Annotated in this window: 17 protein-coding genes and 1 pseudogene; 12 read left to right on the plus strand and 6 right to left on the minus strand. The window is 38.9% G+C overall.

What is annotated here, in order from left to right; genetic code table 11:
• Nucleotide 1: 1 nt before the first annotated feature.
• Nucleotides 2–3,145, minus strand: coding sequence for a SusC/RagA family TonB-linked outer membrane protein (locus I7X29_RS13105; protein WP_088593898.1), 3,144 nt, complete (start codon nucleotides 3,143–3,145; stop codon nucleotides 2–4).
• 301 nt (nucleotides 3,146–3,446) lie between these two features.
• Here I7X29_RS13105 and I7X29_RS13110 point away from each other — a divergent pair, with 301 nt between their 5' ends.
• The 12 genes and pseudogenes from I7X29_RS13110 to I7X29_RS13165 all read left to right on the plus strand — a co-directional run.
• Nucleotides 3,447–4,520, plus strand: coding sequence for a PCMD domain-containing protein (locus tag I7X29_RS13110; protein ID WP_198475274.1), 1,074 nt, complete (start codon nucleotides 3,447–3,449; stop codon nucleotides 4,518–4,520).
• A complete protein-coding gene (locus I7X29_RS13115; RefSeq protein WP_198475276.1) occupies nucleotides 4,513–5,295 on the plus strand; it encodes a porin family protein in 783 nt (260 codons plus the stop codon). Before I7X29_RS13110 ends, I7X29_RS13115 begins: the two co-directional genes overlap by 8 nt.
• A gap of 35 nt (nucleotides 5,296–5,330) precedes the next feature.
• A complete protein-coding gene (locus I7X29_RS13120; protein ID WP_009421255.1) occupies nucleotides 5,331–5,894 on the plus strand; it encodes a helix-turn-helix domain-containing protein in 564 nt (187 codons plus the stop codon).
• 98 nt (nucleotides 5,895–5,992) lie between these two features.
• Nucleotides 5,993–8,509 carry a heavy metal translocating P-type ATPase gene (locus I7X29_RS13125; protein WP_198475278.1) on the plus strand — a complete coding sequence of 839 codons (2,517 nt, stop codon included), beginning with the start codon at nucleotides 5,993–5,995 and terminating at the stop codon, nucleotides 8,507–8,509.
• A 28-nt stretch (nucleotides 8,510–8,537) separates the two neighbouring features.
• Entirely contained in the window at nucleotides 8,538–9,617 is a 1,080-nt protein-coding gene (locus I7X29_RS13130) for a bifunctional 3-deoxy-7-phosphoheptulonate synthase/chorismate mutase type II (RefSeq protein WP_198475280.1), read from the plus strand.
• A 35-nt stretch (nucleotides 9,618–9,652) separates the two neighbouring features.
• Nucleotides 9,653–10,579 carry a Dyp-type peroxidase gene (locus I7X29_RS13135; protein ID WP_198475282.1) on the plus strand — a complete coding sequence of 309 codons (927 nt, stop codon included), beginning with the start codon at nucleotides 9,653–9,655 and terminating at the stop codon, nucleotides 10,577–10,579.
• A 46-nt stretch (nucleotides 10,580–10,625) separates the two neighbouring features.
• Complete coding sequence (locus I7X29_RS13140) at nucleotides 10,626–10,841, plus strand: hypothetical protein (protein WP_198475284.1); 216 nt, start codon at nucleotides 10,626–10,628, stop codon at nucleotides 10,839–10,841.
• Nucleotides 10,829–11,140, plus strand: a complete 312-nt coding sequence (locus I7X29_RS13145) for a type II toxin-antitoxin system RelE/ParE family toxin (protein WP_198475286.1) — start codon at nucleotides 10,829–10,831, stop codon at nucleotides 11,138–11,140. The genes I7X29_RS13140 and I7X29_RS13145 overlap by 13 nt, the downstream gene beginning before the upstream one ends.
• A complete protein-coding gene (locus tag I7X29_RS13150; RefSeq protein WP_198475288.1) occupies nucleotides 11,137–13,215 on the plus strand; it encodes a TonB-dependent receptor domain-containing protein in 2,079 nt (692 codons plus the stop codon). The genes I7X29_RS13145 and I7X29_RS13150 overlap by 4 nt, the downstream gene beginning before the upstream one ends.
• Nucleotides 13,216–13,225: 10 nt before the next feature.
• Nucleotides 13,226–16,408, plus strand: a complete 3,183-nt coding sequence (locus I7X29_RS13155) for a UvrD-helicase domain-containing protein (RefSeq protein ID WP_198475290.1) — start codon at nucleotides 13,226–13,228, stop codon at nucleotides 16,406–16,408.
• Between the two features lie 63 nt (nucleotides 16,409–16,471).
• Complete coding sequence (locus tag I7X29_RS13160; protein ID WP_198475292.1) at nucleotides 16,472–16,657, plus strand: hypothetical protein; 186 nt, start codon at nucleotides 16,472–16,474, stop codon at nucleotides 16,655–16,657.
• Nucleotides 16,644–16,790 (plus strand): annotated as a pseudogene (locus I7X29_RS13165) (GNAT family N-acetyltransferase); the annotation flags it as partial. The gene I7X29_RS13160 and the pseudogene I7X29_RS13165, both read left to right, overlap by 14 nt.
• A 38-nt stretch (nucleotides 16,791–16,828) precedes the next feature.
• On the opposite strand, the gene I7X29_RS13170 reads toward I7X29_RS13165, so the two are convergent.
• The 5 genes from I7X29_RS13170 to I7X29_RS13190 all read right to left on the minus strand — a co-directional run bounded on the left by I7X29_RS13170 (nucleotide 16,829) and on the right by I7X29_RS13190 (nucleotide 21,678).
• On the minus strand, nucleotides 16,829–17,059 hold the full coding sequence (locus I7X29_RS13170; RefSeq protein ID WP_198475294.1) for a hypothetical protein: 231 nt from the start codon (nucleotides 17,057–17,059) through the stop codon (nucleotides 16,829–16,831).
• Between the two features lie 18 nt (nucleotides 17,060–17,077).
• On the minus strand, nucleotides 17,078–17,494 hold the full coding sequence (locus I7X29_RS13175) for a RipA family octameric membrane protein (RefSeq protein ID WP_225883763.1): 417 nt from the start codon (nucleotides 17,492–17,494) through the stop codon (nucleotides 17,078–17,080).
• Between the two features lie 93 nt (nucleotides 17,495–17,587).
• Entirely contained in the window at nucleotides 17,588–18,310 is a 723-nt protein-coding gene (locus tag I7X29_RS13180; protein ID WP_198475296.1) for an OmpA family protein, read from the minus strand.
• Nucleotides 18,311–18,350: 40 nt separating this feature from the next.
• Nucleotides 18,351–18,914: a hypothetical protein gene (locus I7X29_RS13185; protein WP_198475298.1), complete on the minus strand. Its 564-nt coding sequence runs from the start codon at nucleotides 18,912–18,914 to the stop codon at nucleotides 18,351–18,353.
• 4 nt (nucleotides 18,915–18,918) lie between these two features.
• Complete coding sequence (locus I7X29_RS13190; RefSeq protein ID WP_198475300.1) at nucleotides 18,919–21,678, minus strand: AHH domain-containing protein; 2,760 nt, start codon at nucleotides 21,676–21,678, stop codon at nucleotides 18,919–18,921.
• Between the last annotated feature and the right edge of the window lie 9 nt (nucleotides 21,679–21,687).

The following is a 21,687-nucleotide window of genomic DNA, read 5'->3' on the forward strand; positions in this document are numbered from 1 at the left end:
GCTAAAAACTAGCATTGAGTCCCATCGTAAAGGTGATTGGGATAGGATAGCCGTAGTTAGGATTTTCAGGGTCTTTACCGGTGAACGATTTGCTTTTGAGTGTCCATAGGTTCTGACCGCTTACATACAAGCGCAACTTGCTGAGTTTTATCTTTTCAGATAGTTCTTTAGGCAAGGTATAGCCCAATTGTACGTTGCGAAGTTTGAGGTATGAACCATTTTCTACATAGTAAGTAGACATACGTCCTTCGTTGTTGTCGTCTACGCTTGACACACTTGGAATATCAGAATCAGGGTTGGTAACGGGGTCGAAAGCATCGAGCAAACGGCGACCTTTGTTACCATACGTATCTTGTACACTCCAGAAATCGGTGTGGCGTTTTACGTTAGACACCACATCTACATTCTGTACGCCTTGGAAGAAAGCAGTGAAATCGAAGTTTTTATACTCTAAATTGAGGTTAAGACCATAGATAAAATCGGGTTGTGGATTGCCTATCCAAGTGCGGTCGTCTTCATCGATTTTGCCATCGTTGTTCAAATCGCGGTAGCGGATACGACCGATACCTTTACCGTTTTGTATAGGATGATGATCTACTTCTTCTTGAGTTTTAAAAATGCCATCGGCTACATAGCCATAGAAGTTGTTAGAGCCTATAGGGCGACCTAAACCATTGTCCCATTTACCATTACCACCATAAGAGTTGATTACTGAAGTAGGGAGCTCTGTGATTTTATTCTTATTAGTAGCGACATTGGCGTTGATATCGTATTTGAGTCCGCCTTTAGTTTCATTGCGATAACCTACTGATACTTCTAAACCTTTATTCTCAACAGCAGCACCATTTACCCATTGGTAAGCGCCTTCTCCTTTGATACCTGCATAAGGAGGTTCTACTAAGATGTCTTTAGTTTTCTTGATATAGTATTCGGCTGAGCCATACAAGCTATTATCGAAGAAACCGAAATCGATACCAAAGTTAGTTTGGGTAGTGGTTTCCCATTTGAGATTTTTGTTACCAAGACGTGTACGACGGAAACCTGAAGCCAATTGTCCTGAGCCCTTACCGTCGAGGTCATAAGAGGTTTTCCAGATACCATTCCATATAAAGTCGCCTGTTACCCCATAGTAAGGGTCGAAGATGTCGTAGATAGCGTAGTTGTTGATATCTTGGTTACCGTTTTGTCCCCAACCGAAACGCAATTTGAGGTCGGAAACAGTATGGTTGATTTTCTCCATAAAGGACTCTTGAGAGATGCGCCATCCTAAGTTGAACGCAGGGAAAGTACCCCAGCGATTATCTTTGGCAAAACGTGAAGAACCATCGTGGCGGAGGGTTACTGAAGCGAGGTATTTATTATCGAAAGCGTAGTTGATTTTTCCAAAGAAAGAAAGCAACTTGTAGCCCGTAGTTGAACCACTACCACTCACACCCCCAGTTGCCAATGAAGGCCACATATATTCAGGTGTTTCTACCGCGAGGTTATTCCCTTTGATAGCAAAATTAAGGTCGTTCTGTGAGTACATCTCCATCCCTGCAAGGGTTTCAAAACGACTCTTGCCGAGCTCAAAGTCGTAGGTAGCAGTATTAGCCCAGTTCCATTTTGTCCAGTGGGCTTGCTCGAGTTGAGAGAAAGTTTTTTCTTTGCCTTCTTCCATAAATCCTGAAACATACGAACGGTTGAGCACACGTTTGTAGAAGTTGCCATAGTCTATACCAAAGTTAGAACGCACATTCAATCCTTTGATAGGCTGGATATTCACAAAAGCATTTCCAAACATACGCCAATAGTTGTAGCGATTATCCTTATTATCGGCTACAAGGCGTGCAGGGTTCTGACGGTCGGGCAATCCGTTTACAGGTCCTCCCCAGTGTTTGCCATCGGTAGTGCGTACTGGAATAAAAGGTACCGCTATCATTGCCGATTCGGTGATTTGGTGCGGTTGTTCTACCTCACTGGTACGATTTACGGTGAAATTTTCACCTATGGTTACCACATCGCCAAAGAGCTTGTAATCAGTATTGATACGAGCTGAAAGACGAGAGAAATCAGTATTCTTTACCATACCGTCGTTGTTGTAATAGCCCAAAGAGAGGAAGTAATTCCCTTTTTCAGTACCATTAGTAACTGAAAGGTTGTACGATTCGGTTACCCCCATACGGGTGATTTCTTTGAACCAATCGGTATTAGAAGGTAACATAGGGCTACCTGTTTTATCAAAATACTCGCGTGGGTAGTACAAATTGTTGAGGGTAGCGTGTCCATTGGCATCGGTAGTGTAATCATAGTGAATGCCCAATGGGTTTTGGTTAGGGTTGTTGCCTCGATTCACCGCCGCTTTCCAAAGCACTTGTGCGTACTCGTTGGAATTGAGCATTTTCATACGTGAGTGAAACATCGATATGGTAGTATAATGGTCGAAATCCACTTTTAGCACACCTTTCTTACCTTTTTTAGTGGTAATAACAATCACCCCATTGGCAGCACGCGACCCGTAGATACTAGCAGCCGAAGCATCTCGCAACACTTGTATGCTCTCAATATCGTTAGAGTTGAGCTCGTGCATACCGCCTTGGGTAGGTACTCCGTCAATAATATAAAGAGGGTCGTTGTTGTTGAGCGTACCGATACCGCGAATGCGAATGGTTGCTTTCCCTGCAGGACCACCGTTATCGGTTACTTGCATCCCTGCTACACGACCTTGTAGGGCTTTCATAGGGTTGTTTTCGGAGGTAGACATCATTTCGTTTACCTTTACTACCGATACTGCCCCTGTAAGGTCGGTTTTGCGTTCAGCGCGATACCCTACCGATATGGTAACACCTTCTAAGGCAGTTACTTCTTCTTCTAAGGTCACACTTATATTCTTTCGTCCTTTCACAGCTACAGTTTGGGTTTTGTAGCCAATATATGAAAAGACCAAACTATCGGTGGCAGCGACGGGATGAAGGGTATAATTCCCGTCAAAATCAGTAGATGCTCCTACTGTTTTGTTTTTCACCATCACCGTTACACCCATCATAGGGCTGTTATCGGCTTTTGCTTTTACCACTCCTTTTACCTCTTGGGCAAAAAGAGCACCCGAAAAGTTACAGAGCAAAAGCGATAGTAAAATACGTTTGTTTATTTTTCTACTCATCATATTGGTATGTTTTTTTCGATTAATTTTCGGTGGCAAAGGTAGGTCAAAAGAAAGCAAACCACTATCAAAAACCGGTCAAACACTATCAAATTTGTGGCTATTTTTTGATACTGAAGCATAAGTGTAAAAATTTAAAATGCTGTAAATAAAGTGATTGATTATTTTTAACAAAAAATGAACAAAAAATGATAGCGATTTTTCCATTCGTTTCGTTTTAACAAACGTAAACAATTTACTAATTTGCTAATTTGTTAATTCTTTCATACTTTTGCGATCTGTTTAGTTCAACACTCAATGAAATATGAAACTTCAAAACTTTTTTATCATTACAGCCTTGCTCCTCACATTGCAAAGCTGTATCAAAAGCGAAGCCCCAAATACCGAAGCCGATATTCTCACTTGTGAAGTAGATGGCAATGTATTGATTCGCAAACCTGTGATCCAAAATACCGAGATAAAACTCTATGTAAACTCTTTGGATAACGTAAAAAACCTCGCACCTCGCTTTACCCTTACACAAGGGGCAACTATCAGTCCTACCAGTGGTACAGCACGCAATTTTTCTACCCCTCAAACTTATGTGGTAACGTCTGAGGACGGTAATTGGCAGAAAACTTATAAAGTGAGTTGTCTTACTGACGAAATTATCGCTCACTATCACTTCGAAAACGCTCGTATTACTGATGGCTACTACACTTTTTACGATACCTCAGTAAGCGGACAAGAAATCGCTTGGAGTAGCGGAAATGCAGGTTTTAAATTTACCAACAGTAATGCTAAACCCGATGAGTTCCCTACAAGTCAGAGTGAGAGTGGATACAGGGGGAAATGCGTGAAACTCGTAACACAAAGCACAGGGGTTTTAGGAAAAACTTTTGGTGCTCCTATCGCAGCTGGTAATCTCTTCACAGGAAGTTTTGAAATAAATTTGTTCACCCCTGCAAAATCTACCCATTTCGGGATTCCTTTCAAAAGAAAACCTACTCATCTCTCAGGATATTACAAATACAAAGCTGGTGAAAAACTTACCGATAAAAACGGCAATGTAATACCTAACCAAAAGGACAAATGTGATATTTATGCAGTGTTCTACGAGGTAACTTCTCAAGTACCTCATTTAGATGGTACTAACATCAAAACACACAATAATATAGTGTTAATGGCGCAACTAACCGACAAGAGAGAAACCGATAATTGGGTACAGTTCTCTATTCCTTTTAAAACAATAAAAGGTCGCTCTATCGATACTAAAAAACTAAAAGAAGGAAAGTATAGTCTCGCTATAGTACTTAGTTCCAGTGAAAAAGGCGCTGATTTTACAGCAGCCGTAGGTAGTACTCTTTATGTAGATGAAATGCAATTGTCTTATGAATAATGAAGTTATGAAAAAGAATATCCTTATTATATGCTTGATGCTATTGAGCTGTTTTTCATACGCGCAAAACGAACGTACTGAAACACTTGTACAATCAGAAGAAAAAGGTTGGGAATACGAACTAAAAGCTGGCGTAAATATAGGAGGTGCAAGCCCAATACCACTCCCTAAAGAAATACGCAAGATAAAGGGATATAGCCCAAAGTTTAATGGCTCATTTGAGGGGACTGTAACCAAATGGCTTACTCCTAAATGGGGTATCTCAGCTAGCTTACGATTGGAAGAAAAGGGTATGGAAACCGATGCAAATGTAAAGAACTACGGAATGGAGATTATAGAACAAGGTAACCACGTGGCGGGCTATTGGACGGGTGATGTACATACTACTTACAAAAGTTCATTTGTTACCCTGCCCATATCACTGAACTATCGCCTTGCTAATCGTTGGAAACTGCGCTTAGGTACATTCGTTTCTTACCGTATGGACGGCAATTTCTCTGGCTATGTAACCGAAGGTTATTTACGTGAAGGTAGCCCAATAGGTGAAAAAGTTAGTTTTTCTAACGGACAAGTAGCTTCTTATGATTTTAGCAATCATCTACGCCATTGGCATTGGGGCACACTGATAGGAGGCTCTTGGCAAGCGTTCAAGCATTTCAATATCAATGCTGAACTCACCTACGGAATAAATAATATCTTTAAAAAGGACTTTAAAACAATTACTTTTGATATGTATCCTATCTATATGAACATAGGTTTTGGGTACCACTTTTAAGCACTTTATAATATCTTAATCCTTAAAGGAAATATATGACAAAGTTATTTGTAAAAAATATGGTCTGCCATCGTTGTATAATAGTACTCGATGAACAGTTAAAAGCATTAGGCTTAACACCACAAAGCATCAATTTGGGTGAAATTACTTTTACACAGGAACTTTCGTCTGATGAGATACAAGCTATCAAACAAGCTCTCTTACCCTTAGGATTTGAGGTGATGAACGATAAGAAAAGTGTTGTTATTGAAAAAATAAAATCTATCATTATCAATTTGATACATAACCAAGACAACAAACTATCGTTTAACCTTTCTGAAATACTCAGCAGTGAATTAGGTCGAGATTACGGGGCTTTATCGCGTTTGTTTTCTGAGGTAGAAGGCAGAACAATTGAAAAATTCTTTATTGCTCAAAAGATTGAGAGAGTAAAGGAACTCTTAGTATATGACGAACTGACGCTTAGTGAAATAGCTTATCAACTCAACTATTCAAGTGTAGCGCACTTAAGCAATCAGTTTAAAAAAGTTACAGGACTCACCCCTAGCTTTTTCAAGCAGATAAAAGATAACAAACGTAAGTCTTTAGATGAGGTTTAAAATCTTACAAATTAAATACAAAATTGTGTAATATCCAAGTAGATGTTTTGCTGTATCTTTGCAGCGTAAAACAAATAACTTTTTAACATTTACAATTTATGGAATACAATATAGAAGGTATGGGGTGCACAGGTTGTGCCAATACCATACAAAAAAAGCTCTCTGAAGTAGCAGGCGTAACAGCTGTTACCGTAGATTTTGCTACTAAAAAAGCTACTGTCGAAACTGATAGAGAAATCCCTTTTGAAGCTCTTGAAAAAGCCTTAGAGGGTACTCATTATAGCATTCATCAGTCTTCAAATTCTGAAGGCTCTGGTGTTTTCTATTGTCCTATGCACTGCGAAGGTGATAAAACCTACGATCACCCTGGTGATTGTCCTATATGTGGTATGGATTTAGTAGAGCAAGTAGGAGGAGCTCAACAACATCATCACCACCAAGAGTCTCCCAAAAAAGTTAAAGGCAATGGCGTTTTCTATTGCCCTATGCACTGCGAAGGTGATAAAACCTACGACCATCCTGGTGATTGCCCCGTATGCGGTATGGATTTGGTAGAACAAGTAAGCACAGAAGTAGCTTTTTCCCCTTCGGAGGTTAGAGGGCTAAGTGCAGAAGACCAAAAGCGCAAAAAGTTACGCCGTCACTTTTGGGGTGCCGTAGCTTTTACACTCCCTATCTTTATCATCGCAATGAGCGGAATGTGGCACAACAATCCGCTGTATGAGTTAATGCCCGTAAGTGCTTGGAACTGGGTGCAGTTTGCGCTTTCTTTACCAGTAGTTTTCTATTTCTGCTGGATATTCTTCGAAAGGGCTTGGCGCAGTATCCGCACCTTGCACTTCAATATGTTTACCCTTATAGGGATAGGCGCTGGTGTAGCTTGGCTTTTCAGTGTAGTAGGACTGTTAGTTCCTGATATGTTCCCTGAACAATTCAAAGAACACGGCTCAGTACACTTGTATTTCGAAGCTGCTACCGTCATTCTCACTTTGGTACTCTTAGGGCAAGTGCTCGAAGCCGATGCCCACAGTCGTACGCAAGGGGCTATCAAAAAACTGTTGAATTTAGCCCCTAATGAGGCTACTAAAATTGTTCACGGCGAGGAAATAAGAGTCTCTATAGAAGAAGTAACCTTAGGCGATTTGTTGCGAGTGAAACCTGGTGAGAAAATCCCCGTTGATGGTGTAATTACCGAAGGTAGTGCGAGCATAGATGAGAGTATGATTACGGGCGAACCTATTCCTGCTGAAAAAGAAGTAGGCAGTAAAGTGTCGGCAGGTACGCTCAACGGTGCTCAATCATTTGTGATGAAAGCGGAAAAGGTAGGTAGCGATACCCTGCTCTCTCAAATCGTACAGTTGGTACAACAAGCCAGCAGTAGCCGTCCTCCCATTCAAAATTTAGCCGACAAGATAGCCTCTTACTTTGTGCCTATTGTGATAGGGATTTCAGTGCTTACCTTTGTGATATGGTCGGTTTTTGGAGGTGAAAATGCTTACGTATACGCCCTGCTCAATGCCGTAGCAGTATTGATTATCGCTTGTCCTTGTGCACTCGGTTTAGCCACCCCTATGTCGGTAATGGTAGGCGTAGGCAAAGGAGCTCAAAACGGTATCTTGATACGCAATGCTGAAGCCTTAGAAGTGATGAACAAAGTAAACACATTAGTCATCGACAAAACAGGCACACTTACTGAGGGGAAACCCAGTGTGAGCGAAGTATTTACCTTTGGCAACAGAAGTGAAAAGGATTTGTTACAAGTGCTCTATAGTCTCAATCAGCACAGTGAACACCCTTTAGCAAAAGCTACCAATGCATACACTCAAGCACAAGGTGCTACTCCCCTATCCTTTACTAACTTTGAAGCCTTGGCGGGCAGAGGGGTAAAAGCCTCTTACGAAGGAAAAAATTTTTTCTTTGGCAATGAACGATTGATGGAAGAAATCGGTGCTCCTTTATCCGAAGAAATACAAACTGTGGTAAAAACAGCGCAAGCAGCAGGAAAAACCGTTTCACTTCTCGCCATAGAAAAAGAAATCATTGGGGTAGTAACCATCACCGATAGAGTAAAAACCTCTACTGTTCAAGCCTTACAAGAGTTGCAGGACTTGGGAGTAGAAATTGTAATGCTTACAGGCGACAACCCTATTACTGCCGCTGCGATAGCCAAAGAAATAGGCATCAGTAACTATAAAGCGGGAATGCTACCTCAAAACAAGCAAGAAGAGGTGAAACGCTTGCAAACCGAAGGCAAAATCGTGGCAATGGCAGGCGATGGTATCAACGATGCACCTGCTTTGGCACAAGCTAACGTAGGCATCGCAATGGGTACAGGTACTGATATCGCTATCGAAAGTGCTGAAATCACCTTAGTAAAAGGCGATTTAAATGGCATTGTAAAAGCCAAAAAACTCAGCAAAGCAGTAATGAAAAACATACGCGAAAACCTATTTTTTGCTTTGGTATATAATGCTGTAGGTATCCCCGTCGCTGCAGGAGTGCTCTACCCTATCTTTGGTATTTTGCTCTCCCCTATGCTGGGAGCTTTAGCAATGAGCTTTAGCTCAGTAAGTGTCATTAGTAATGCTTTAAGATTGAGAAGAACCAAACTCTGACACCTGACCCCTAACACCTAATAATACAATGGAAATAACAAAAGAAAACAGAAAGTGGTTAGACAATTTACACCTCAACCACCCCGTCGTAATTGCGGGACCTTGTAGTGCCGAAACTGAAGAGCAAGTGCTAAAAATAGCACACAGCCTCAAAAATACCGATGTATCTTTCTTCCGTGCCGGAATTTGGAAACCTCGTACCCGCCCTGGTATGTTTGAAGGCGTAGGTGCCTTAGGACTCCAATGGCTACAACGTGTAAAAGATGAAACAGGTTTAAAAACCGCCACCGAAGTAGCTAATAAAGACCACGTGAAGCTCGCCTTAGAACACGATATTGATATGTTGTGGATAGGTGCGCGCTCTACAGTGAGCCCTTTTATCATTCAAGAGATAGCCGATGAACTAAAAGGTACTGATAAGATTATCTTGGTAAAAAATCCCGTAAACCCCGACCTTCCTTTGTGGATAGGAGCTTTAGAACGCCTGCAACGTGCGGGCATTGAGAAATTAGGAGTGATACACCGCGGTTTCTCTACTTACGAAAAAACCAAATACCGCAATATCCCCGAATGGCAATTGGTGATTGAACTGCAAAACAAATACCCTAATTTGCCAATTATCTGCGACCCTTCACATATCACCGGCAAACGCGATTTGATTTTCGATGTATCGCAAACGGCTCTCGACCTCAACTTCGATGGCTTAATGATTGAAACCCACTGCAATCCTGATGCCGCGTGGAGCGATGCCGCCCAGCAAGTCACCCCCGAACGCCTTGTTGAAATAATGAATGATTTACGTATTCGGAAAACATCTACCTCTGAAGAAGATTATGTGAGTCAGCTGGGAAATTTGCGTTCACGTATCGATATTATTGATGAACAATTATTGGATTTACTCAAAAAACGAATGGATATCGCCGATGAGATTGGCACTTTAAAAAAAGCCAACAACGTAGCCATTTTGCAAAATACCCGTTGGCACGAAATCCTCGGCAAAATGATTTTAGAAGGCGAACAACGCAACCTCAGTGAAGAGTTTGTTATTCAGGTATTCAAAGCTATTCACCAAGAGTCTATCAATAGGCAAGCTAGAATCGTAAGGTAATTTGCTAATTTACTAACATCTAACAAATAAAAATAATGAATTATCAAAATGTAATTGATTTGCCTAATAACAATACTGTATTTTTGGTATGGGCATTTAAGAAGAATATAACAAAAAAACTGCTAAACAGCACTTTTGAAAAAGTATGTGGGTTAGTAGGCAACCTCAACAACTCAGTAGCCGACCGCTTTCCCGAAGGTCGTGCCAGTGTAACCATAGGCATTAGCCGCAGCGCGTGGCTTACTTTAGGGCTGCCAAAACCACTCCCCAAAGAACTCAAAGATTTTCAGCCTATCAAAGGGAGTAAACACACTGCTGTAGCCACCGAAGGCGACTTGCATTTTCATATCCGCGCACACAACCAAAGTTTGGCTTACGATATGGCAGCTGCCATTAGTGAGGTAATGCAACACATTGCCGACTGTATCGTAAACGTACAAGGGTTTAGATATTGGGATGGGCGCGCTATCATTGGTTTTGTAGACGGTACCGAAAACCCTCGTGGCGCAGAACGAGAACAGTTTGCGGTAGTAGGTGATGAAGACCCCGATTACCAAGGAGGAAGTTACCTATTCGTACAAAAATACGTACACAATATGAACGCTTGGCGTGCGCTCCCCGTTAGCGAACAAGAAAAAGTAATAGGGCGTAGCAAAGAAATGGACATAGAAATGGACGAGGATACCAAGCCTACCAATGCACACTCAGCACTTGCCAATGTAGGCGATGATTTGAAAGTAGTGAGAGACAATATGCCTTTCCACGACCCCGTAAGTCACCAAATGGGCACTTACTTCATCTGCTATGCCAATACGTTTAGTACAGTAGAAAAGATGCTTACTAATATGTTTATAGGAAATCCCGCTGGCAATTACGACCGTCTATTAGATTTCAGCACTGCCGAAACAGGAACACTTTTCTTTGTACCATCTTTGGATATGTTAGACGAGTTTGCAGGATAAAAGGAACTATATAACTAATTATCCTTAACAATATACCTAAAAAACTATGAATATACTAGTACAACCTTTAAACACAGAAGAGCTACTTTTAGTGGAAGAATGGCTCAAGGAACAACAAATTTCTTTTGAAAGGAGTGAAACACATTTCACTGAAGCTCAATTATCTTCCGTAGAAAGAGGTATTGAACAAGCTAATAACGGATTGTTAAAACCTTATACTGAAGTTAGAAAAAAAGCGCGTGAAATAGTATGTGGAAATTAGAATGGACACCAGAAGCAGAAATGCAGTATTATGATATTTTGTCTTATTGGACAAACCATAATAAATCAAACTCTTATTCTATAAAAATTATGAATGAAGTGGAGAAAAGTGAGGATTTGCTTATATATAATCCCTTTATTGGACAAGAGCATTATTTGAGCACTCCATATTTCAAGATAAGAAGTCTATTAGTTTTTAAAAACTTCTCTATTATTTACCGCATAACCGACAGAATTGAAATACTTTCTTTTTGGGATAATAGAAATGACCCTACAGAATTAGAAAGATTAACACTATGAAACTCCTTTTAAACACCTTACTATTAGTTTATTTTATGACCACTACAGCGCAAGAAGTAGTGCCTGAAACTCCTTTGGATACAATTGTGCTCAATGAGGTAATTGTAAAAGCACAGCGCAAAACACAGTATACCGATAAAGCGAGTTTTACCTTTGAGAAGAAAGCTGTGGAACAAGCACGTTATGCCAAAGACCTCTTGCGCAGTTTGCCTAACCTGCACCTCAATCCTGTAACCAACGAGATTGCTACCCTTAAAAGGGGTACGCTCTTGGTATTGGTAAACGGTGTAGAGGCAACCGACCTGCAAATACGCGGTATTGCTCCTCAAAACGTAGCACGCATAGACTATTACGATATTCCGCCTGCGCGCTGGAGCAATAGAGCTGACACAGTGGTGGATATCATCACTCGTTCGGCTGAAGAGGGGTATTCAGTAGGGGTGGATGCACTTTCGGCTCTTACTACGGGTTTTGTAGATGCTTCGGCTTATGGTAACTACACCAAAGGCAAACATACGTTGGGAGTGGAATACAAATTGGAGTTTCGCGATTACAACGACACACATTATGAAAAACACTCCGATTACGAACTATCGGGTGTCCGTTATGCAAACGACCAACAGTCAAAATCAGGGTTTAGCTATAATGCGCACAACGCCTCAGTGCGTTATAGCGCAGTAGTACCACAAAACTACAATTTTCAAGTTAAAGCCGAAATGGAACTTTTGAATCGCTCTGCACATAGCAATGGCGTAAATCTATTTACACAAGGAACAACGGTTAGCCATCACACATTATCAGGTAAAAGTCACGACCACTGGTTGCGCCCCAAAGTAGACCTATACTTCTCTAAAAAATTAGGCAAACGTGATGAATTGAGCGTGAACGTCGTAGGGAGTTATTACAACACTACCAAAGAAAACCTCTCAAAGGAATGGGAGACCTCAACTGCACAAAATGTGTACAACGATGATATGGATTTGAAAGTAAAACAACGCGGTTGGGTAGGTGAAGTAGCTCATACTCATCAGTTTACTATAGGCAAACTCAATTCGGGCTACCGCATTAGCAGTACTTTTATCGACAATGATTTGCTTAACTTAGCAGGTACTTCGGCTTACAATGTTACCTATACCAATCAGTATTTGTACACCGAGTTTGTAGGCAAAAAGGCTAATTTTATGTACAGAGCCAGTGCTGGGCTTACCTACACCCATAACCGTAGTGCCGAAAATACTTTTACCGAATGGGTATTTACCCCAAAAGTAGTGTTGGGTTATGAACTCGCTAATAACCAGAGTTTGCGCCTCACAAGTTACTATGTACCCCGCAGTCCGCGTAGTGCAGAACTCAGTAGCAATATAGCACAGCAAGCGCCGAACATTTTGGAGACAGGAAATCCTTACTTAAAATCACAACATATATTTTGGACTGGACTCTCTTATGCTTTCAACAATGAGTACACCGATTTTAACCTTCAACCCTTCTACAAAAACACCCAACGAGTAATTACTGATATTTATATCAAAGACCCCGTGCGCAATGGAATACTCAGCACTTATGAAAATAGTAAATATCACGAGGAATTTGGTTTTTCATTAGATGGCACTTTTAAACCATTAAGAAATGATTTATTTGTATTTTCAGCTAATATAGCCCCTACACGTGAAACTTTGGTTACTGATGCTGGACTACGTGCCCGCAATGATTATATCGACAACAACCTATCACTTACTTTCACCTATAACGATTTGAGGATTGATTACAGTTTCAATTTTCCTATTTATTACATAGATGGGAATACGATGAGCACTTATGAAAATAACAATGATATTTTTGTAGAATACCAGTTAGGTAATTGGACACTTAAAGGTGGCGTGTTTTGGTTAGGAATGCCTTCGGAATACAAAATGAAGAGCAGTTACGAAGGTTTGGTAAACCAACATAGCTATACCCACATAGAGAACAACCGCAATATGTTAGTCTTCGGTGTTAGCTACGATTTCTCTAAAGGAAAAAACAACTCTATAGACAAAAAACTCAATAATGATACCGCTCCTGCAGCACAGTTTTAACAATTAACAAATGACTGAACCAGCAAATTATACCATTTACAACGCTTCAGCAGGCTCTGGAAAAACCTATAGCCTCGTAAAGGCTTACTTGCAAATTATCCTCAGCAGCAAATACCCCGATTTGTTTAGGCAATTGCTCGCTATTACTTTCACCAATAAGGCGGTCTTTGAAATGAAGAACCGCATCATTGAGCTTTTAGGCGTATTCAGTGAGGACAAAATGCTCACCAATCCTCACCCTATGTTTAGCGAGTTAGCAAAGGATTTGAAGCTCCCCGATGAGGAACTGAGAATGCGTTCAGCTAAAACTTTGGAGCATATACTGCACAACTATGCGGCTTTTAATATCAGCACTATTGATGGCTTCAACCACCAACTGATACGCCGCTTTTCACACGATTTGCACCTCAATCCTTTCTTTGAAGTACAATTGGACAGCAAGGCTTTACTGGAGCGTGCGGTAGATAATTTGATGAGTAAAGCAGGAAATGACACTGAACTCACCCAACTACTCATCGATTTTGCCAACGAAAAAATAGACGACGACAAGAATTGGGATACTACTAAAGAACTGCTTGACGTAGCCGAAATGCTCACTAACGAAAACTATTACGAGCCTTTACAATTGCTGAAAGACAAGGAAATATCTGATTTTAAAGCCCTAAAAAACACCCTACTCACCCAGCGCAACAATGCCTTAAAAACGATTAAAACTTCCGCCGATGACTTTATGCAACTGATGCGCAATAACAGTTTAGACAGAGGTGCTTTTAACAGAGGTTATTTATACGATTTCTTCGATAAACTCACCGCCAACAACCCTAAGGAGCCCTCGTGGGGCGTTGGTTGGCAAAACAATCTATTACAAGGCGAACCACTTTATGCTAATTCGGCAGCTAAGAAGTACGACACTGCCCTGATAGACAGTTTGCAAGATACGATTGCCAACCTGTTTTTGGCTATCAAAGAGGCTTTTGGCACCCTTGCTTTTGCTAACAACGCGCTGAGATATGTTGTGCCTTTGGCTTTGCTCAACCGCATACAAAAAGAAATAGAAAACATTAAAGAAGAAGAAAACATCTTGCCTATATGGGAGTTCAACGGGGTGATTTCTTCAGAACTCAGCAACCAGCCCGTACCTTTTATCTACGAGCGTATTGGCGAGAAATTCCGTCACTATTTCATCGATGAGTTTCAAGATACCTCAGTGCTGCAATGGCAGAACTTTATACCGCTTATCCTCAATGCAGTACAAAGTGAGGTAAACAAACAACGCGGGTCGGTATTGCTTGTGGGTGATGCCAAACAATCGATTTATCGTTGGCGAGGAGGCAAGGCTGAACAGTTTATGAGTCTGTATAACAATGAAGTAAACCCTTTTCTCATCAAAGGAGAAGTAAAAGACCTCGACAAAAACTTCCGAAGTTTAGAAGCCATTATCGATTTCAACAACCTCTTTTTCAACTTTGCAGCAGACCTTTTCCAAAGTGAGACTTACAAAAACCTTTATAAAAACGCTGCACAAGAATATCCCAAAAACAAAAAAGAACAATCCTTACCCAAAGGTTATTTCAATCTCTCTTTTATCACTACAGAAGAAGAGGATATGTTTACGGAAGAGGATAACAACAGTAATGCCGTTATACTCTCACCGCGCGAACACAGCTATTGTGAAGCCATTTTAGAGAAAATAGAACACGCTAACCGTGCAGGGGCTGCCGATAAGGATATTACTATATTGGTGCGCACTAACCGCGAAGGAGCTGCTGTTGCCTCTTTCCTTTCAGAACACCAAAGAAATGTGATTTCCCCCGATTCGCTATTGCTGAAAAACGTCGCTTCAGTACAGTTTCTCGTCACCTTGCTACGTTTGCTCTACCACCCTGATAGTAAGGAAATCAAACTGCAATTACTCTTTGATTATTTGTGTTTTAAAGAAATTAAAGACCCTCATCTATTCCTCAGCAAATATGTAGAAGAACCCATAAATACTTTCCTTGCCGATTTTCAGTTCTCTATAGAGCTGTTCAACCAATATTCTCTATACGAAGGAGTAGCTTTGGCGGTGAATTGTTTTGACCTCGCTCGTCCTTCCGATGCTTATCTCACACACTTTATGGATATTGTATTCGATTTCAAGAATGCGCGCAAAGGAGGCTTAGCCGATTTTTTAGAGTTCTGGGACGACCAGCAAGAAAAACTCAGCATCAGCTCACCCGAAGGATTAAACGCTATTACGGTGATGACGGTTCACAAGAGCAAAGGGCTTTCTGCCCCCGTGATTATCTACGCTTTTGCCGATAGCAAACTCATTGATACTCACACTGAAAAACTTTGGTTTCCCGTAAACCACGAGCAGTTTAACGGTTTTGACTATCTGCTGGTAAACAGCAATAAAAGTTTAGTGAACTACGACCCGCAAGCCGAAGAACTGATGACACAATTGCACGAACAAAACCTCCTCGACCAGCTAAATGTGCTATATGTAGCAATGACGCGCCCCGAATCGTTCCTTTATGTAATCACCTCACTCCCCAAAGGCAGTGCTGGAACGTATGGCACGCTCTTCAAAGAGTTTTTAGAAAAAAACAAACAGTGGAATGAGAATGTAGTGGAATATACCTTTGGAAACCCTGTATTTCCTGAGAAGAAAGAGAATGCAGCAGCTGAAGAATCACCTATTCCTTTTCAAAAAGGTTGGCAGCAGCCGAACTACAAGATTGCGACGGGAGCTTCCCTGCTATGGGACACTCACCAACAAGAAGCCTTGGAACGCGGTAACCTCATTCACGAGTTATTCTCAAAAATCACTTACGCCACCGACCTCGATACTGTACTCAACGATGCACTACAAGAGGGCACACTCACTGCCGAACAATACGAGTTATTGCACCCCCAAATGGCGCGATTGCTCAGCAACAGCACTTTAGCACCCTTCTTTAGCAAGGACTACGAATATTTTATGGAACGCGAGTTTATAGATGCTAACGGCAACTATTTCCGTCCCGACCGACTTGCCTACAAACCCACCACTCGCGAAGTCTATATCATAGATTACAAAACCGGACAACCCAACGACCAATACCGCACCCAACTACAGCACTACCAACAAAACCTAACAGCCATAGGCTGGCAAGTAAAAGGAAAATACTTAGTATATTTAGATTTGGGAAAAGTGGTAACTGAAAAGTGATTTTGTTGATTGGCAATTATTTCGTATTTTTGCTAAAAATTCTAACCAATTATTATATAAAAGATGGCAACAAGTATTCAACCTACTCCCACCTTACTTGGAAAAGAAGCTGAAGCTTTTTGGGAGAAAATAGCTAATTACGACAATTATCTTAAAGAAAAAGGTATTGTTCTAAACCGTAAAAAAATAGAAGAAGAAGCCACACGTTTTAGAGAACTTTTTAAAAGAAAAGATAATGACAACAAATAACCCTGATAACGGCGGTATTTTGTTACTCACAGAAAACCATACCATTAAACCTTTCGATTGTGAAGATGATGATTTAAACGACTTTCTGTTTAATGAAGCTATACCATACACTAAAGAAATGCTTGCTACTACTTCGCCAAATGTTCCTTGATCTATTTATGATATTTTTTTCTAATGTACTTGTTTAATTCTTTCATTCGTTTTTTTTTCAATACCGAGTGCGGAAGCAAGACAATTAAGTAATTCTTCATATTTTTCTATATTTTCACCTTTTTCAACAAACTCTTTACCTTTTTCAACATATTTTTCCTCTTTATTTATCAGAGAGAAGAAAAGTTTTAATTCTGACAACTCTTCTAATTGTTTAGCTCTCTCAGAACTAATATTATAAATCTCTTGCAAACTCTCTAGTATAAAACGTTAAGGAGAAAACTTACCTGCTTTAGCACTTAACAGATTATCATCAAATTCTATTTCATTATATCTTAATGTTCCCATTGCATAACCATAAGGAATATTTAATTCTTTTTGTTCATAATTAGCAATAGCTCTCTCGCAAAGTTCATATTGAGCTTTTGAACCTTTAAACATATAAATCCACAACATAGAGAATATAGCACTAACAATGGATAGTGCTATACATAGTATATTTGTTTTGAGTGAAAAACTCTCTCCTTGAAATAATTTATCCAATAGAAAACCATATCCAGTAAAACACAATATCAAAAAAGGTCCTAAAAATATACTTTTTTGCCACAGATTATTGAGTTCTAAATCTCTACATCTATAGAGATTTTCTAAGATCATTTTTTCTTTATCACTTAAATCTTTACTCATTTTCAAATCTTTTATAAATGATTATATGAAAAAAGTTTAAACACGTTTATGATAATGATTTGTAGGAGCAAAATAATTTGCCCCTACAAAAAATTACTTCACTGACACATTCACCCTTCTATTTTCTTCTCTAGTTTTATAAGGAGAATTGTTGTATTGACTCTCACCATACCATTTTATTTCTACTTTATCAGTAGGCACTCCTTCAGCAATAAGGCTGTTTTTGATGGTTTCAGCACGGTGTTCTGAAAGGCGATCATTGAGTTTATCGGTGCCTAAATCGCAAGTATAGCCCTCTACTAAAAGAACTGCCTCCTTGTTAGTTTGTAGGTAAGTTTTAGCAAACTCTTTTAGCAAATTTTGGGTTTCTTGTTTTAGGACATAAGAACCTTTTTCAAACAACATTCCAATTGACGGAATAACTATTTGGGCACTCTTATTTGCCTCAGCATTTTTTAGATTTTCTTCCATTTGGCGTTTAAAAAAATCTATGTTATCTATTGTACCTCCTACATTAGTAAGCGGACTACTAATAGCTAAAGAAGTTTGCCAATTGAAGGCAGGTTCTTTTGGAGTTTGAGCATCTATATTATCATCAGCTTCTCCTACTCCTGCATAGTCATTAGAAATGTTAGGCTGTTCCTGTGTGTTAGTGTTCTGTTGGTTATTGTAATACCAATATCCTCCACTACCCAACAACGCTAGAGCTATTAAAGATCCTGCTATTATTCCGCCTTTCTTTTTGCGATTACAATTTGCACATACAAACCCTTGTGAAGTTTGTTTTCCGTTTGACACCTGCTCATCTGGTATCATTTTAGAGCATTTAATACATTTTTCTGACATAATATTTAAGTTATTTAAAGATTCTACTTAAAATTGATTCTTTTTTTATTTCACAAGGTTCAAAATCTATTCCTATAAAATGGTTCTCTTTAATGAATTCTACAAAACTTGTTGTTACAAAAATAGAGGTATACATTTCAGGGATTTTAAACATACTTGCTTCTATTTCATTAGGATAAAATACATATTTTGAAACCCACATTATTTCTCCGTTAGAAAAATAATCAATCTTAGATTTCTTTTTATTAAGTATCCCCTTTATAGAAAGACAAGGATTCATAATATAATACAATTTATTTTCTATCTTAATAGGAAGAAATTCTATACCTTCTAAATTGAGTTTTTCTTGTAGTTTATGATATACTTTTAAACTGCATAAAGGTATTGTTCCTAACAGAAAAGGAAAATCACAAATAAGACCTCCTCTTTCTTGGTGCCATTTTGCCTCTACTTCTTTCCATTTATTAGATAATTGTGTTCCAAAGTATTCCTCTAAAAGAGATAAAACATCTTCGTCTTCAATTAATGGCTCAACACAATCAATATCTTGTTTTTTTACTAAAAAAATACTCATAATTTTATCGTCTTATATTATTAAAAGAGTTCCAAAGCCTATTCACATAATGTTTGTCTTTTGATAGGAGCTGTACATTCCCTTTATACAAGTCACGTTTTATATTATCAAGAGCTTCTTCCACTCCTTTTTTTCCAGTTTTTTTATAGGCTTCTAAAATCCTCTGATAAACTATTTCGTCATATTGTCTGATATGATTCCCGTGAAGACTACCTTTAAAAATACTTTTAGGATGCATTGGTAAGAGTATACCATTTCGAGCGTCATTTATATCAATACCACATTTCTCTAACATTTTTCTTGTTTCTTTTGCTGTTGGGCTATTTCCTGCCACTATATGGTGTGCTTGAATACCTTTTTCTCCTAATTTTCTACTTAATAATTTTTCTTTTAGTATAGCTCTTTTTTCTTTGCCACTCATAAAAGACATCAAATTTTTTAGTAAAATTGTTCCACTTGCAGACTTCCCTAAATCTTGATTTTTGACAAACTCAGCATTACGATCATATCGAGATTGTGTAATAAATTGATTATCAAACTTCTTAGCCAAACGTTCTGTAAAAATGTGAAGTTTTGAATTGATCCATACTTTATCAACAATTTGAACCCATTGTTTTTCAATCGCTCCACTACTATTCTTTGCTAATTTTACTACTTTTCCAAAAGTCTTGTTTTTAGCAAAATATATAGTTGATTTGCCTACTTGTCGGGCAACAGTACTAAGTTTGACAATACTTTTCCTAATAGGAGATGTTTTAGGTAATTTTACATTTACTACAGCTCCTGCTACCACAGCCCCAGCCGTAAGTAACATTCCATTTTTATCCTTTTTGATAACAGCTTCAGTCATATCAATAACATCTTGTCCATCAATATTTCTGAGCATATTTTTTCCAGCAGTTTTTAAACCTTGCTTTGCACTTGTTTTCATAACTCCTTTTGCAGAAGTCTTTCCTATTTCAGTAGTAGCTCTGGCGCTACTTGCATAACCTACTGTTAAAGCAGAAGCTATATTCACACCATTATCTAAAAGTTCTGCATTTCGTTCTGCTTTTATCTGTGCTATTCGTTCCTTATCATCACCTGCATTTTTAATTTCTATTTCGGAATGAGCTACAGCAACTCCTGCATCTGCTACATTTATTACTACAACTGTTGCTACTGCTACTACAGCTATAGGCGTTACCGCTACTGCTGCTACAACTATAAGAGCTGTACTTGTATAATTAACAATATTATTCCAAGTGTTTTTATGTTTCTTATAAAACTCATTAGCTTTATCAGTATTAGAGATTTGTTTTTCTCTATCCTGAGCTGTTGTCCAAGTTCCATTTTTGGTAGGAAAACCATTATTATCTAATTCTCCTTCATAAAGATCACCATTTTCAAAGAGTATACTTGCTTTTTTAGGAAATTTGGAAGAACCATCCCAATTAGCAGTAATGGCAATTGTTTCTTTACCTTCTTTTAAGAAAAGTGTACCATCTCCTTTTATTTTACCATCTCTAAACTCCCCTTGATACCTACTACCATCTTTAAAAGTAAAAACCCCTAATCCATTGAATTTATTATCTACAAATTCACCATCATAAGCATTACCATCCTTGAAATGATAATAACCTATTCCATATTTTTGGTTTTCTACAAAATCACCTTCATAATAATCACCATTTGGGTAGGTTATCTTACCCTGCCCATTAATCCATCCTTCTGCCCAATTACCAACATAAGTAAACTCTTTACAAATGTATTTACCTAAACTATCTTGTTGTCCGTTTTTCCAATGTCCATCATATATTTCTCCTGTGTGGTAAGTATAACGTCCTTCTCCACTATATTGGTCATTTTCCCAACTCCCCATATAGGTATCGCCATTGCTAAGGGTTATATCACCATAACCACTTTTTTTACCCTTAGCCCAAGTGCCAGAATAAAAAGTTGAATCAGATAGAAGCATATACCCTTCACCATTCAGATTATGATTCTTAAAATTACCTTCTAAAAGAACATAAGGTGTTTTATAGAGTCCATAACCATTGAGCTCCCCTCCTGCCCATTCACCTATAATAGTATCAGTAGCCGATGTAAAAGAACCCTCACCGTGCCATTTGCCTTTATCCCAATTACCACGATATTGACTACCCGAAAAATAATTTAATTCTCCATACCCTTGAGGTAAACTATTTCTCAATAACCCTCTATAAATTCCATTAGTTGTAGTAATTGTAGTATCAGCTTCAAATATTTTGTTGTCTTTCCAAATTCCTGATACTACTTTTCCATTTTCTTTATAATTAGTACCTCTGCCTGAGCGCTTTCCTTTTTGCCATTCTCCTTTGTATGATAGTTTTCCATCTTTATAATAAGATAAATAGCCGTTGGGCTGACTTTCTAAAAATTCGCCTATATAGATTTCTTCAGGACGTACCCATACTCCAAAACCAACAAATTTTTCTTCTTTTACATTCCCTATATACTTATCATTATTGCTTTTTACGATGTCTTGCTGAGAAGTCGCACCATAATAGGCTTCTATAACACTTGAACTTACCTTTTTTCCGTTGTAATAGGCAGAAAGAGTTCCTTTTCCGTGAATTACATTTTCAAAAACACCTCCTTCCCAATGATAAGAAAGACTATCATTAGGTTGAGTAAGTAGTAAGTAATTATTATCTGTAGTTACCCACTTCTTCTCAATACTTATTTTTTTATTACAAGAAAACAGACTGATAATAACTGATAGTATGAATATATACTTTTTCATAAGTTGTTT

The sequence above is a fragment of the Capnocytophaga periodontitidis genome, assembly GCF_016126015.1.
Lineage (GTDB): Bacteria > Bacteroidota > Bacteroidia > Flavobacteriales > Flavobacteriaceae > Capnocytophaga > Capnocytophaga periodontitidis.

Bases quoted from the DNA above. Each gene is read 5' to 3' on its own strand.
- I7X29_RS13190 (WP_198475300.1), bottom strand. From the start codon at position 21,678: ATGAAAAAGTATATATTCATACTATCAGTTATTATCAGTCTGTTTTCT.
- I7X29_RS13140 (WP_198475284.1), top strand. From the start codon at position 10,626: ATGAATATACTAGTACAACCTTTAAACACAGAAGAGCTACTTTTAGTG.
- I7X29_RS13185 (WP_198475298.1), bottom strand. From the start codon at position 18,914: ATGAGTATTTTTTTAGTAAAAAAACAAGATATTGATTGTGTTGAGCCA.
- I7X29_RS13150 (WP_198475288.1), top strand. From the start codon at position 11,137: ATGAAACTCCTTTTAAACACCTTACTATTAGTTTATTTTATGACCACT.
- I7X29_RS13105 (WP_088593898.1), bottom strand. From the start codon at position 3,145: ATGATGAGTAGAAAAATAAACAAACGTATTTTACTATCGCTTTTGCTC.
- I7X29_RS13110 (WP_198475274.1), top strand. From the start codon at position 3,447: ATGAAACTTCAAAACTTTTTTATCATTACAGCCTTGCTCCTCACATTG.
- I7X29_RS13180 (WP_198475296.1), bottom strand. From the start codon at position 18,310: ATGATACCAGATGAGCAGGTGTCAAACGGAAAACAAACTTCACAAGGG.
- I7X29_RS13135 (WP_198475282.1), top strand. From the start codon at position 9,653: ATGAATTATCAAAATGTAATTGATTTGCCTAATAACAATACTGTATTT.
- I7X29_RS13160 (WP_198475292.1), top strand. From the start codon at position 16,472: ATGGCAACAAGTATTCAACCTACTCCCACCTTACTTGGAAAAGAAGCT.
- I7X29_RS13145 (WP_198475286.1), top strand. From the start codon at position 10,829: ATGTGGAAATTAGAATGGACACCAGAAGCAGAAATGCAGTATTATGAT.
- I7X29_RS13155 (WP_198475290.1), top strand. From the start codon at position 13,226: ATGACTGAACCAGCAAATTATACCATTTACAACGCTTCAGCAGGCTCT.
- I7X29_RS13175 (WP_225883763.1), bottom strand. From the start codon at position 17,494: ATGAGTAAAGATTTAAGTGATAAAGAAAAAATGATCTTAGAAAATCTC.
- I7X29_RS13130 (WP_198475280.1), top strand. From the start codon at position 8,538: ATGGAAATAACAAAAGAAAACAGAAAGTGGTTAGACAATTTACACCTC.
- I7X29_RS13125 (WP_198475278.1), top strand. From the start codon at position 5,993: ATGGAATACAATATAGAAGGTATGGGGTGCACAGGTTGTGCCAATACC.
- I7X29_RS13120 (WP_009421255.1), top strand. From the start codon at position 5,331: ATGACAAAGTTATTTGTAAAAAATATGGTCTGCCATCGTTGTATAATA.
- I7X29_RS13115 (WP_198475276.1), top strand. From the start codon at position 4,513: ATGAATAATGAAGTTATGAAAAAGAATATCCTTATTATATGCTTGATG.